This is a genomic window from Legionella cincinnatiensis, assembly GCF_900452415.1.
Classification (GTDB): domain Bacteria; phylum Pseudomonadota; class Gammaproteobacteria; order Legionellales; family Legionellaceae; genus Legionella; species Legionella cincinnatiensis.
In genome coordinates, this window is the sequence record NZ_UGNX01000001.1 from 2,040,874 (window position 1) to 2,053,974 (window position 13,101).

Below are 13,101 nucleotides of genomic sequence, written 5' to 3' on the forward strand. Positions count from 1 at the left end.
CAGGTAATCAATGATAAGTTTTCCACTTTTCAATGATTTTTTCATCTCTATAGGCTATTATTTTAAATTAAGAGTGCTTATTTTAGAATTTTCAACTTTGTAGCTAATAATTTTTCAAGAAAAACACCCAATACAATTATTTTATTAGCGAATTATTGGGGGCAAATAGAATGCAGATTGACTTTCTTAATCGAGAAGAATTACAAGAATTTATTTTTCAATTTGAACAAGCACTTTATAATCATCAACAATGGTATAACTCAATTATCCGTTCTCTTGTTTGTAGATTACCGTCAGATCAGCATGATGTAAGTGTTAATGCCCATAAAGAGTGTCGTTTTGGGCAATGGTATTATGGGCCAAATTCTCATAAACTCAAACAACATGCCGCATTTATTGCACTAGGAGAAGAACATCACTACATGCATAAAGCAGCTACAACCTTATTAGTTGCAATAGATAATGACAATAAAATATCGCCACATGATTATGATATTTTTTCAAACAGTATCGAAAAATTGCATTTAGAAATATCTGCTCTGCAGCGAGAATTGAATGAATTGCTTTATAGTCGTGATTCACTTACGGGTACCATCAATCGCAACAATATGCTACCTATTTTACGAGAGCAACAAGAACTCGTTAAGCGACAAGTGCAGTTATGCTGTATAGCAATGCTGGATTTGGATAAATTTAAAAATCTTAATGATCAACATGGCCATCTGGCTGGTGATTGTGTATTAGCCACTGTATCACGGTTCATTATTGAAAACATGCGTCCCTATGATAAAGTTTTTCGTGTGGGTGGTGATGAGTTTTTACTGTGTCTTCAAAATACGAGTACAGTTCTTGCCTTAGAAATTCTCGAGCGTATTCGTAGCGGAATTGCTAAAATGGCAATTCATATTAATAATAATGAGTCTGTCCATACCACAGTATCTATGGGTCTTACATCACTTAAAGCAAATATTTCGATTGAGCAAGCTATTGAGCAAGCAGATCAAGCCCTTTATAAAGCAAAAAATGAGGGAAGAAATTGCATACGAATTATTTAATAATTCGTCCATCCCCGTTATTATCTATTTTTAAACTGCTCACGTGTTGTTGGATGTGAGCAGGAACTCTTATCGCGTAGTTGCTGCTCACTTCATAATTTATTTTATCTTGAATGGGTACTCAAGCAAAATTTGGAATAATCTTTTGGACAGCAGATTTAGCTAATAAATATCGGATGTTTAAAATGCATTGTTTACGTTCTTGCACGGTAGGTACTGTAGCCCTTTTTGCTTGTTTAGAAAGATAGTCATATTGTTTAAAGACCTGGAAAGAACTATCGGATGTTCCAGAAAGCTCACCTATAATCTCTTGCATTTCTTCATCACTCAGATGAAGCATATCCACTGGTTTTCTTCCTTTATAATCCAGTGCATCACAATCAGCGCCACGCTTTAGTAATGCCTTAATCAATTCGAAACAATCGCCTCTTAAGCAAGCTATATGCAATGGAGTCATGCCGTTTCTTAAATGAATGCAATTGACTTCAAGCGCTTTTTTGGCAAGTAACGCTTCAATAATTGGTTTTTGAGCTAAGGAGTGCTTTTTAGAGTCCACGTGATTCCATCCTTTACACAAGGCAAGCAAAATGGGGGTATAACCAAACTCCATACTGTAATCGTTAATATAATCACCCTCTTCTATATAGTGGAGTGCGGCATTAGTTCGTGAGTTTGCTATATGATATAAAAGCTCGGTTTGCGAACTCATAAGACCTTCATCCACGTTGCCGAGTTTAAAACAACGCCTGGGTATCATTAAGGAAGAAGTACGCATCAATGGTGGATGTATGAGTACACGTTCATTATAAATCTCACATTCTGGTTGAGTGCTATCCCCAATCCCGTGGAGTCTTATTTTCTTGAAATTTGCATCATAAGTTGTATGGACAATATTTACCTTTTTATTTTGGAGTAAGTTACTAAAATATAAATAATGCTGATAGTCTCTTTTAAGCGCTTGATGGAACTTCTTCAAAGTAGATTTTGGTATTGAATATTCATTAATCTGTTGCATATAAGGAATTACTTTTTTTATGCGGACAGTAAACTCCTCTTCGCTAAGTGTTTTAGAAAATACTTCTAACAATTCAACAGAATGGTGGTCTATTCTCTCGCGGTATCTAGTCTGAAGTAACTCGCTCTTAATTTCCATTTGATTCACCCTAGTAAACAATTAGTCTAATTTCAAAAATTTTTCGAACTCTTTTGTGACTCATATTATGCTCATTATGTTCATCAATTATCCAATTCATTATTTTTATATATCATATTAAACATTCAAATATTTAATTTATTTCAAAAAGTTACAGGATTATTTCGTATCTCATAAATTACTCAAAGTAAAAATACTCTGTACAATTCATCAAAAACTTATGAGGCATTTTCAAGTTCTTAATTAAAATTTTATCGAATGAAGCTTAAGGAAAGTTGTCTAAAACAAGCGGATTTTGTATAGGGTATTCTAATTTCGAATAGCAAAAAATTTGTCATAGCAAACGACACTTAGTGTAAACTTGACAAAAAATGCGTCCAAAGTATCAGAATAAAAAATTCTAAAAAACCTGGTAACAGCCCTGCTTCCAGGCTACAAAAAGAAAATCAGATACAATTTATTTCTCACCTATAAACGAATTTCACGATTCCAAGAAGATACCTCAGTAGTAAATTCATTAAGTGCGTTCATTTCTTTTGATGTCTTAAATAAACCAAATGCAGTGATACCGCCCGCTGCTGTACCAATTGTTATGCTTGACGCGGTAATGGCTAACGCAGCACTGTAACCTCCGATAAGCCCTGTTACCAAAGCCCCAGGCCCCATCCAGCTTCCAAGGAAAAAACTTATGCTAAAGCCAATAAACGCAGCAATAAGAGTTACCACTGCAGCAACAGCAACCGAAGCTACTGCTTTAAGCACATTAGGATGGTTTTCTTCCAAAATAGTTTTACAATTACTTGTAAAATCCTCAATCGCATCACCCTTGGTTTGTGAAACAACACCAAGTTCTTCTTCTCTAGCTAATATTACTTTTGCTAATTTTTCTAATTCAACTTTTATTAATTGCTCTTTATTTCGTGGTAATTCTTTTAAGCTAACTAATAAATTTTGAACCGATCTATTCCATAAGGATTCATTTAAGCCTTGACAATATTTTGTAATCTCAGCATAAAGTTCATCTATTCCAATTCGTTCTTTTGCTGAGGTAATCATACAATTGCTGAACAATTCATTTGGGGCATTTTTTTTAAATGCTTCAATATCCGCATCAAGAGAATCTGCTTTTGTCCCCACTAAAATAATAGGGGCATATGGGCAAAGATCACGAAACAATTGCACTTCTTCGTTGATTTGATTTTTATCATTTTCCTTAGTTAAATCAATACAAAACACGCCAACAATTGCCCCCATATAGTATGATTGATGTAATTTTTTATAAACTTTACTACCCGAGATATCCCAAAAATGGAGATCGTTGTTCCCATCAATTTTTCGACTTAAAAACTCAATACCTACTGTTGAGGAAGCGTTTTCTTCATAATTTTCTTTTAAGGCAATCCGATGGCTTAGTTGTGTTTTACCACTACCTTGTTTACCAAAAAGCACTATTTTAAATTTTGCCATAATAATCCTCGCAATTAGGTTGCATTTAGAAATAACCAATGATTAGAACTTATAAATTTTATTCTAAATAGGGAAAAACAGCTTATACGTTTCTTCTTTAATTCTCATTTATATCTTAAATGCACAAGGAATAAAATAAGGGTTTAGATATGAGATAAAATCACTGGGTTTAGCTACACTAGACCCAGCTCAAAGATAGGATAAAAAATGTTTTAGAATATAAAAAATACTACAAAGAGAAAAATGGAATATAAAAGTCTATTAAACTTCCATCAAGTCTTTTTCTTTTTCAGCTAATAATGCATCGACTTCAAGCACATACTTATCAGTTAATTTTTGAATGGCCTCAACTGCACGACGTTCGTCATCTTCTGAAATAGACTTATCTTTAACCAAGTCTTTTAATTGATTATTCGCGTCCCGTCTAATATTACGAATAGAAACCTTACCTTGCTCTCCTTCGTTACGAACCACTTTAATCAATTCTTTTCTGCGTTCTTCTGTCAATGGAGGCATTGGAACACGAATTGCATTACCTGTTGTGGCAGGATTCAGACCTAAATCAGAAGTTAAAATAGCTTTTTCTATTGCTGAAACCATAGATTTTTCCCATGGAGTCACTAATATAGTTCGCGAATCACTGGCAGAAACATTCGCAACTTGATTCAATGGGGTTAAAGTTCCATAGTAATCAACTTGTACGTGGTCAAGCAATCCAACATTCGCCCTTCCCGTTCTAATTTTTGACATATCAATCCGCAAAGCTTCAATGGTTTTTTTCATTCGCTTTTCAGAATCTTGCTTAATCTCATTAATCATGATTAGCTCCGACTATAGTTCCTACACGCTCTCCTAATACAATTCTTTTTAAAGCACTAGGTGCAGTCATATCAAAAACTTGTAAAGGCATGCCTTGATCCTGACAAAGACAAATAGCAGTAGAGTCCATTACTTCCAAACCTTGCGTTAATACTTCAATATAAGTCAAATAATCATATCGTTTAGCATTTGGGTTTTTTAAAGGATCTTCTGAATAAACTCCATCCACCTTGGTTGCTTTTAAAACTACATCAGCACCTATTTCGATAGCTCGTAAACAAGCTGCAGTATCTGTTGTAAAAAAAGGATTTCCAGTACCTGCTGCAAAAATAACAACATGACCAGTACGCAAATGAGTGATTGCTTTACGTCTATGATAAGAATCAACTACCCCGAGCATAGGGATAGCAGACATAATTCGTGCAGGCATATCAATACGCTCTAAAGCGTCTCTCATTGCCAATGCATTCATTACAGTGGCCAACATTCCCATATGGTCCCCAGTAACACGACCCACCCCTGCTTGAAAGAGTGCCTTACCACGAAACAAGTTACCGCCACCTAATACGAGGCCTACTTCTACGCCCATTTTTATTAATTCTGAAACATCCCTAGCCAATGTATCTAAGACGGAGGGATCTATACCGAATTGTGACTTGCCCATAAGGGCTTCGCCACTGTACTTCAGTAAAATACGTTTATATTTTAATTTAGAGTGACTTTCATTCATCATGTGCGAACCTGAGCCATCACTTCTTCAACAAAGTTATCTTCTTTTTTCTCTATACCTTCACCAACTTCATAGCGAACAAAAGAAAGAACTTCTGTACCTTTTTCTTTTAACAGTTGTCCCACTTTAATATCAGGATTTTTAACATAAGGTTGACCTAATAAGCTTACTTCATCAATAAATTTATTGATACGCCCTTCAATCATTTTGTCGATAATATCTTGAGGTTTTCCGCTTTCTTTTGCTTGAGCTGTAAAAATCTCGCGCTCATTTTCAATCGCTTCAGCAGATACTTGATCTCTGCTTACTACAATTGGCTTACTTGCTGCAATGTGCATTGCAATGTCTTTAGCAAGCTCTTCATTATTGCTTTTTAGGGCAGCCATGACCCCAATTCGTGAACCGTGCAAATAACAACCGATAACACCACTATCACAACTCATACGCTCCAAGCGCCGTAGTTTAATGTTTTCACCGATTTTTGCTACTAATTCTTGGCGTGCTTGTTCCACAGAAGCACCGGCAGTAAAGGGAAGAGCAGATAATTCTTCGATAGTACTCGCTGAACTATTTAGTGCTACTTCTGCAACCGTATTAGCAAAGTTAGTAAAGTTCTCATCACGAGCAACAAAATCAGTCTCGCTATTAATTTCTAACATTACTGCAGTACGCCCATCAGCAGAACGAGCAATAATCACAACACCCTCGGCTGCAACGCGATCTGCTTTTTTATCCGCCTTTGCCTGACCTGCTTTACGCATTTCAGTAATTGCTGCTTCAATATCACCATTGGTTGCTATTAGAAATTTTTTGCATTCCATCATGCCTGCACCAGTACGCGCACGTAATTCCATGACTAAACTTGCACTAATTGACATTTCATTTCTCCGTATAGCAAAAAGGGGGCGAATCAAGGGTTCATACCCCTAGCCCCCTATATTTTAAATTTAATTATTCGCCCGCTTTTTTTGCATCACTTGCTTGTTCAACTACTTCAACAAATTCAGTATCTGATGAACCTACACCCACGGTGTTGCTGCCTTTAGCATCTAAAATCGCATCTGCAACACAACGAACATATATGTCTACAGCTCGCATAGAGTCATCATTACCAGGAACAATATAATCAATGTTCTTAGGGCTATTATTAGTATCAACAATACCAATAACAGGAATTCTTAACCGATGAGCTTCCTCAACAGCAATATGTTCGAATCCAACATCAACAACAAAAAGAGCATCAGGCAAGCCACCCATGTTCTCAATACCGCCTAAACCACGCTCCAACTTTTCCAGTTCACGTGTCAGCATTAATGCTTCTTTTTTAATCATATCATTGAACAATCCTTTTTCTTTCATTTCTTTTAGCTCTTTTAAACGAAAGATGGACTGACGCACCGTTTTATAGTTAGTTAACATACCACCTAACCAACGATGATCGACATAAGGCATACCACAACGTTTCGCATGTTCACGAATACTTTCTTGGGCTGCTCTTTTTGTACCTACAAAAAGAATTTTTGCTTTATTAGATGCTAATCGTCCAACATAGTTCACTACGTCGTTGAGCATCACCATGGTTTTTTCAAGATTGATAATATGTATCTTGTTTCGAGAACCAAAAATATACTCACCCATTTCAGGATTCCAAAACCGAGTTCTGTGTCCAAAATGAGCTCCTGCCTCAAGCAATTCACGCATGCTTATATTCATAATTTATCTCCAGGGTTATTCGTCCACGCCTCCCATACGAAACCCAACAAAGGGACCCTATCATATGTGACGAAACGTGTGTGTATTTAAAGCGCGATATTTATAACATATCAAAGGAGATTCATCAATTAAATTTACTTAAAAATCATTTTTTTTAGATTGTGCTAAGCTTTGATTAAGAGCCATTGATAATTTTATTCCTGGTGACTCTTGTAGTTACTTATTGAACTCAAAATAAAGAATAAAAAATGTATCAATATAACCCAAGATTACATGTTAAAATCTGGCTAAGTAATGATCCAAATGTATTTATGAATTTGGAAAACCAAATTCGTCTTCTTGAAATGCGTGAGAAAAATCCTCACGATACGGTTCACTTAGTCTATGACTCTACATTATTGACTCGCTCATCAGTTCAAGCACTTTATGAATTTAGTAAAGAGAATAATATCACTCTGATTGATGCATATGTAATTGAAGAGAAACTTGAATTTGAAAGTGAAAAAAAATTATATGGTTTTTATAAAGAAGAAATTTCCAACTTAAATTCAGGAGGAAATTTGGGAGTTGCTAGCGATATTTTAAGATGGCTTTCACCAATCTTTAAACTAGGAACCTATACAGACTTTGATGTTCCCATTGACACCACAAATATTCCTTCGAATATACCCATAGAAAGCCCCCTGTTACTTAATATTGGTAGTTTAAAAATAGGAAAAAAAGAGTTCATCCTCGCAAATAATGATTTTGTGGCAATCATTGATGATGTTGCCGCTAAAAAAGAAATTGAACGTGTTCAAAGTGGTCTTTTAGCAACACTGGCCCAATATGATACTGATTTTATAGAAAAAACAGAAAAAGAGCTAATAACTGATAGTTTTATCAATCGCTATATTGTCAAATTGATGAAAAATCGTTCTGAATCTCTTTATATCGCGAAATCTAAAGAACTTATTTCCCCGGATACTCCCAATTCTTCGTTAAAAATCAGGGCTTATATTCATGAAATGATGATGAATAAAGTTGACTTTTTAAATTTTAAAAAAATTTCTCCTACAGAAACATCTCAAGACATTATCAATAGATTGAGAAAAGAACTTCAATCGCAATTAAACCTAATAAAATATCTTTTTTTTAGCAAAGAATATTCTTTAATTAAATATACCCTAGAAGCGAATGATGAGAAGTTTTTAAGCTATTTAATGAAAAAAGAGCATGATCTATACCTAAAATCTATTGTCATTTGTACTACCGGCCCAATACAAATAGCTAATTCATTATTTAATGATTATGTTGTGAATATTGATAAATTTAGAAAAGAAATTCAGCCTTTATCTTTTAACTACTATGGATTACAAAATGCTTTTCGCTCTCAAAACTCTATTCCATTACATGAAAATGTTTTGGGGATGCTCAAATTTCTTGGAGTTGAAGATGGTGAATTGAACGACTCATCATGGCTTAATACTGGGAAAGAATTACAAGCGTCACGTATAAAACAGCTTGCTATGCGCCAGCAAGAGCTTGCACTAAGTTTACCTTTGTCTTTTTCTACGATAAAAAATCACTTGGAAGCACATATCATTAACTCTTCTCGAGTGATAAATAAAATCAATCAAGAAAAAATGAAAACTCTTAGGCTTATATTAAACTGCTTTCAAGAAAATGAATTTGATATTCTTCAGTTTAAAAAGGTTTTACTCAGCATCGAACACCAGTCAAAAGATATATACACCTATAAATTAATTGAAGATTTAAAAAAACTTACTCATGAAGCGGTTATCTTTAGCCTTGCAAAAGAAAAAAAAATTGAAATTAGCCAAACATTCTAGTCCTATTCAATCTTCATACAATAATATTCGTAACATTAAACAATATGTGCATGATCTTATAACTTGGTCAAAATAGTCTATACTTCATGAGTCAATGAGAATGACCCCTGTTATCTCGCAAGGCTTGTTCTTAGCGAAAGCGGTGATACGCGAGATCCAGTTTCAAATAAAAGCAGTTAAAATAAAAAAGTTAATTTAATAATGATGAGGAATAAAAATAATGAATAGAAAACTTATCTGGTTATCGGCTATTACTTTGATAATAACTCTAGGGCAGCCAAGTTTTGCATGTTCTGGGGATTCTAAACACTGCAATGCGCATCATCGCTCTGATAAATTAGCAAAAGAGCTTAATCTTACACCTGAGCAAGAAGCGAAGCTTCAAACTTATAAAGAGAAAGCACAAGCGAACTTCAAAACCAACTACGCACAACTGCGAACACTACGTACTCAAATTAACACTTTAATTCAATCTAATAAAATGGACGAAGCAAAACTGGATTCTTTAATAGAGCAAGTTAATAAAATAAGAGGCTCTATGTTAAAAAATAAGGTCATGATGCAGCATCAGATGTTTACCATTCTGGATACCAAACAAAAAGCAAAGTTTCTTGAGTTAAAGAAAAAATGGTATTTGGATCATAATGTCTAATTTCAGATAAGGCCTAGCTTTAAAACAATCGTTGTTTCAATCAGTTGTTTCTTCATAATAAGAATTTCATCACTCTCCGCTTTTGGGCAGAGAGTGGCGAACTTTTAATAGTTTAGAGTTTTTGAATAAGCTGCAAGTGTTTACGAGCCTTGATGAAGCAACTTAGAATGCTCTCGCATTGAGGATTCGAAAGATTGCTGCAATGACAACTGTTTGATCCGGATGCTCATGTAAGAGCCCCTCTGCCTGGCGGCTATAAAATGCTTAGTACTTTCACTTTCATGGGAACATTCTCCGTAATATATCATCCTTATTAATAAAATGGTGCTTTAAAGCTGCGGCTGCATGCATACATATAGCAGCAATGAGCGCATATCCTAGCCATTGATGAATCCATTCAAATAATATCCTTTTATTTTCATCTGGAGCAACGAGATTGGGTAAGGTAAATAACCCGAAAAATGATGCAGGTAGTCCGGCTGAGGAAGTAATTAACCAACCAGTGATAGGCATAGCAAACATGAATCCATAAAATGCCCAGTGCATACTACGTGCAGCAATTTTTTCAAGCCAGGGTAAGGCAAGTTCTGGCATTTCATTACTCATACGCCAAATAATTCTAAAAATTGCTAAAAAAAGTACTAAAAAACCATATTCTTTATGCCAACCATAAAATTTTAATTTTTCAGGACTCCATGGCAGTGGCACCATATACAAACCTAATGCTAATAACCCAATTATGAGTAATGCAATAATCCAGTGAAGTAATATAGCAACTATTCCAAAGTGTGTTGTACTGTTTTTTATTTGCATAAACTTACCCTGCTTTTTTATCAAGATAAGCTTCGGCACCGATTTTGATATTTACTTTATCGCTTAAAGCAGGTAAGAAAGCATTGATACCAAAATCTGAGCGATTTATCGAAGTAGTCGCTGTAAATCCAGCAGACATTTTATTACTGATTGGGTTCATTCCCTCTTTATTTAAAGTGACTTGTAATACAACGGGTTTGCTGACCCCACGCAAAGTTAACGTGCCATCTACAGTTGCAGTATCTTTACCTGTTGGAGTCACTTTATTGCTCACAAAAGTTGCAGTAGGAAACTTTTTTGTATCGAAGAACAATTGACTTTTTAAATGCTCATCAAGTTCTGGTATACCTGTAATCATATCCGTTACATCAATTTTGACATCAACTTTACTTTGACTTGGGTTATCTTGATCAAGAGTGAGTTTACCCGTTGCATACCACTTTCCATATTGAGTTGAAAAACCAAGATGATCAATACTCCATAGCACATAAGTATGTTTCTTATCTAAGATAAAAGTTTGTGGTGCTGCATTAGCTTGAAAAGAACTTATAGAGAATAAGATAAATAATGATAAGTACTTCGCTAGTTGTTTCATACTAAAATTCCTTTTTTAATGATAATTAATATTCGTTTAGCAACATAAACTTCTATATTATTTGTATTTAATTTACACTAATAGATTTATTTTTTTGCTGCAAGACTGCCACCCACAATGCGCTCACAAATCCCTTTAGGTAACAAAATAAAGGCATCTTTTTGATTATCCTTAGTAGCCGAAGAGGCACATGAAGCAGTCGCAGTAGCACAATCATTCATCCCCTTTTTAGCAATTCCATAGCACTTCTCAGATGCGGTAGTGTCATTACTATCAGCAGCACTACTTCCAGTTGCAACAAGAATAAAAAAAGCAGTCATTACTGATTGAATAATTTTTTCCTTTGTCATTATGATTTATCCTTAATAGTTTAAACTCTTTTTAACATACAATAGAGTAATTAAATCAACAAGTAGATTTAAGATTATTTTAAAGCTCATTGGGAATAAATTAATAATAAGAATTTTAATAAGACTTTTACGATATAAAAGGTATTTTCATACCTTTTATATCGAATTAATGCAGATTAAATTGTTAAATCACGTGAACAACGAACTTTAAATTGATTTAATTTAAAGTCATAAAGTTGGAAATTATCCCCACTAGAAGAAAAATTTTGAAACCATGCATAAAACATTGGTAAGTTAGAGTATTCGGTAGAACTCCAGTAATAACCTGAGAAACCACCTATGCCCTTTTCAACCAAATTAGTTTGAATATTTTGTTGCGTCGAGCCACACCCGCTCCCACAACTACCAGGATATTTCTCATATCCCAGCTCACAAATGGCCGGCAAATACCAATCTGAATATCCTTCAATATCCATTTTGCATAGTCCTGCAGCATAATAGGCCAAAGGATAGGAGGAAACTGGGCTGTAATAATTTAAAATATTCTTACTATTACATTGTCCATTAGTATCTCCTTTACACGGTTTTGAAGATTTTTCATTGATTCCATGGATGGCATAATGTACATCGCAGCTGGCTCTTCCTGCTCCATTAGAACTCCAAATGATGCCCTCATGATCATGCTCTGTCTGATCTGAACTATTTACTACTTTACCCCCTACACTTCCATTCGCTAATGTATCATCGATTGAATAAATATATCCCCCCTGATAAATACATCCATAGCCTAATATAAGAACATCTAGCTGAGTTGAAAAACCATTGTCAGATGTTAGATTTATTTTTCCAGGTATAGGTTGGGACCCCGAAGTACAAGGAGTACTCTGTGCACCATTGCTTGCAACAGGACCTGGGAGAACCGTAACAGTACATGAATCATTAGGTTGAAGTGTGTTCGAACAGGTAGTTGAGACTCTTGTTCCTTGCGGTAATCCAGATGAGTCTACTGCAACATTGGTCGCATCTATTGAGCCTAAGTTAGTAATGACAAATTGCCGAGATGCTCCAGATAAAGCAGCATTTACATGAGCACAAGAAGGATTAGCAGTGGAACAAGCTACTGAGAGCGATAACTGAGATGCATTTGGAGTCAGAGTCGCCTTGCCAAAATTTACTTTAACGGTGTGGCTTGTTGTAATGTTGCTAAGCTGAAAAGTGTTTCCTCCTTTTTGTACTCGCTTTTCATCGACAAACCAATCATTCACACCATAACCAGCTTCAGGTGTTGCATTAAACGCAATAGTGCTTCCAATTTTCACTTGTTGAACAGTGTTTGGACTAATCGAGCCATGCTCTTCTGCACTAGGGGTTATGCTGTACTCTGGAGAGGGCTTTGGTTGATTAATTAATTGAATTGCAAGTTGAATTGCAGTAGGCGGTTGGCTACATATAAGAGGAAATAATCGAAAACACAACTCAGGCCCTCCAAAAATATCTCCTTTGAGTTCATCTCCTTTAACCTCTAAAACCAACTTACATGTTCGACCTGGCAATAAAAGCATATGAGGCTCGCAATCCCCCTTTTCATTATGAACTTGATCAATACCAGGTATTTCTTTCATGGCCATATATTGAGGATCTTTTATTGCTGTATTTTTTACTATGTATTCAATTCTTTTGATTTCAGTTGGCGCTAGAGTAATATTTGTTTGTGTTAAGGGAGTAAATTCTATATTTAGCCTCGTAGCACCTTTTGCTTGAGCTGCTACTGAAATAAAAAAAGATGCAGCTACAAAGATTGCTTTGTTGATTAAATTCATTCTTCAACCTCCTAAAAAAGCAAGATACATTAGATTTAAAATGGAGTCATAACTGTTGCAATTAATAGCAAACGTTTCGTTTTACTAATTTTCTGCGTAAAA

General features: G+C 35.1%; 13 protein-coding genes. 3 read left to right on the top strand and 10 right to left on the bottom strand.

The features are described 5' to 3' along the window. The first annotated feature begins 170 nt into the window (after positions 1 to 170). A complete protein-coding gene (locus DYH34_RS09045; protein WP_065240083.1) occupies positions 171 to 1,055 on the top strand; it encodes a diguanylate cyclase in 885 nt (294 codons plus the stop codon). A 121-nt stretch (positions 1,056 to 1,176) separates the two neighbouring features. Here the strand turns inward: DYH34_RS09045 and DYH34_RS09050 are convergent, their stop codons facing one another. The 6 genes from DYH34_RS09050 to rpsB form a co-directional block, all read right to left on the bottom strand. Further along, positions 1,177 to 2,208: an ankyrin repeat domain-containing protein gene (locus DYH34_RS09050; RefSeq protein WP_115342589.1), complete on the bottom strand. Its 1,032-nt coding sequence runs from the start codon at positions 2,206 to 2,208 to the stop codon at positions 1,177 to 1,179. Positions 2,209 to 2,676: 468 nt separating this feature from the next. Continuing rightward, on the bottom strand, positions 2,677 to 3,675 hold the full coding sequence (locus tag DYH34_RS09055; protein ID WP_058466317.1) for a Rab family GTPase: 999 nt from the start codon (positions 3,673 to 3,675) through the stop codon (positions 2,677 to 2,679). A 261-nt stretch (positions 3,676 to 3,936) separates the two neighbouring features. Further along, a complete protein-coding gene (frr, locus tag DYH34_RS09060) occupies positions 3,937 to 4,494 on the bottom strand; it encodes a ribosome recycling factor (RefSeq protein WP_058466318.1) in 558 nt (185 codons plus the stop codon). Beyond that, the gene (gene pyrH, locus DYH34_RS09065) at positions 4,487 to 5,227 is read right to left on the bottom strand and encodes a UMP kinase (RefSeq protein ID WP_058466319.1); all 741 of its coding nucleotides are present in this window, start codon (positions 5,225 to 5,227) and stop codon (positions 4,487 to 4,489) included. The genes frr and pyrH overlap by 8 nt, the downstream gene beginning before the upstream one ends. Then, complete coding sequence (gene tsf, locus DYH34_RS09070; protein WP_058466320.1) at positions 5,224 to 6,102, bottom strand: translation elongation factor Ts; 879 nt, start codon at positions 6,100 to 6,102, stop codon at positions 5,224 to 5,226. Before tsf ends, pyrH begins: the two co-directional genes overlap by 4 nt. Positions 6,103 to 6,175: 73 nt before the next feature. After that, complete coding sequence (gene rpsB, locus DYH34_RS09075) at positions 6,176 to 6,940, bottom strand: 30S ribosomal protein S2 (protein WP_115342590.1); 765 nt, start codon at positions 6,938 to 6,940, stop codon at positions 6,176 to 6,178. Positions 6,941 to 7,185: 245 nt separating this feature from the next. Between rpsB and DYH34_RS09080 the strand changes: the two genes are divergently transcribed. Together DYH34_RS09080 and DYH34_RS09085 are read left to right on the top strand one after the other, a co-directional pair. Further along, complete coding sequence (locus DYH34_RS09080; protein ID WP_058466322.1) at positions 7,186 to 8,769, top strand: glycosyltransferase family 88 protein; 1,584 nt, start codon at positions 7,186 to 7,188, stop codon at positions 8,767 to 8,769. Between the two features lie 220 nt (positions 8,770 to 8,989). Next, entirely contained in the window at positions 8,990 to 9,421 is a 432-nt protein-coding gene (locus DYH34_RS09085; protein ID WP_058466323.1) for a Spy/CpxP family protein refolding chaperone, read from the top strand. 279 nt (positions 9,422 to 9,700) lie between these two features. On the opposite strand, the gene DYH34_RS09090 is transcribed toward DYH34_RS09085, so the two are convergent. The 4 genes from DYH34_RS09090 to DYH34_RS09105 all read right to left on the bottom strand — a co-directional run bounded on the left by DYH34_RS09090 (position 9,701) and on the right by DYH34_RS09105 (position 12,999). Further along, positions 9,701 to 10,234 (bottom strand): cytochrome b, encoded by a 534-nt coding sequence (locus DYH34_RS09090; RefSeq protein WP_058466324.1) that lies wholly within the window; start codon positions 10,232 to 10,234, stop codon positions 9,701 to 9,703. Positions 10,235 to 10,238: 4 nt separating this feature from the next. Further along, positions 10,239 to 10,829, bottom strand: a complete 591-nt coding sequence (locus tag DYH34_RS09095; protein WP_058466325.1) for a YceI family protein — start codon at positions 10,827 to 10,829, stop codon at positions 10,239 to 10,241. Between the two features lie 86 nt (positions 10,830 to 10,915). Further along, positions 10,916 to 11,182: a BufA1 family periplasmic bufferin-type metallophore gene (locus tag DYH34_RS09100; protein WP_058466326.1), complete on the bottom strand. Its 267-nt coding sequence runs from the start codon at positions 11,180 to 11,182 to the stop codon at positions 10,916 to 10,918. 173 nt (positions 11,183 to 11,355) lie between these two features. Continuing rightward, positions 11,356 to 12,999 carry an InlB B-repeat-containing protein gene (locus DYH34_RS09105; protein WP_058466327.1) on the bottom strand — a complete coding sequence of 548 codons (1,644 nt, stop codon included), beginning with the start codon at positions 12,997 to 12,999 and terminating at the stop codon, positions 11,356 to 11,358. Positions 13,000 to 13,101: the final 102 nt, after the last annotated feature.

Excerpts from the sequence above, each read along its gene's own strand:
- DYH34_RS09045 (WP_065240083.1), top strand. The coding sequence starts at position 171 with ATGCAGATTGACTTTCTTAATCGAGAAGAATTACAAGAATTTATTTTT.
- DYH34_RS09050 (WP_115342589.1), bottom strand. The coding sequence starts at position 2,208 with ATGGAAATTAAGAGCGAGTTACTTCAGACTAGATACCGCGAGAGAATA.
- DYH34_RS09055 (WP_058466317.1), bottom strand. The coding sequence starts at position 3,675 with ATGGCAAAATTTAAAATAGTGCTTTTTGGTAAACAAGGTAGTGGTAAA.
- frr (WP_058466318.1), bottom strand. The coding sequence starts at position 4,494 with ATGATTAATGAGATTAAGCAAGATTCTGAAAAGCGAATGAAAAAAACC.
- pyrH (WP_058466319.1), bottom strand. The coding sequence starts at position 5,227 with ATGATGAATGAAAGTCACTCTAAATTAAAATATAAACGTATTTTACTG.
- tsf (WP_058466320.1), bottom strand. The coding sequence starts at position 6,102 with ATGTCAATTAGTGCAAGTTTAGTCATGGAATTACGTGCGCGTACTGGT.
- DYH34_RS09080 (WP_058466322.1), top strand. The coding sequence starts at position 7,186 with ATGTATCAATATAACCCAAGATTACATGTTAAAATCTGGCTAAGTAAT.
- DYH34_RS09085 (WP_058466323.1), top strand. The coding sequence starts at position 8,990 with ATGAATAGAAAACTTATCTGGTTATCGGCTATTACTTTGATAATAACT.
- DYH34_RS09090 (WP_058466324.1), bottom strand. The coding sequence starts at position 10,234 with ATGCAAATAAAAAACAGTACAACACACTTTGGAATAGTTGCTATATTA.
- DYH34_RS09095 (WP_058466325.1), bottom strand. The coding sequence starts at position 10,829 with ATGAAACAACTAGCGAAGTACTTATCATTATTTATCTTATTCTCTATA.
- DYH34_RS09105 (WP_058466327.1), bottom strand. The coding sequence starts at position 12,999 with ATGAATTTAATCAACAAAGCAATCTTTGTAGCTGCATCTTTTTTTATT.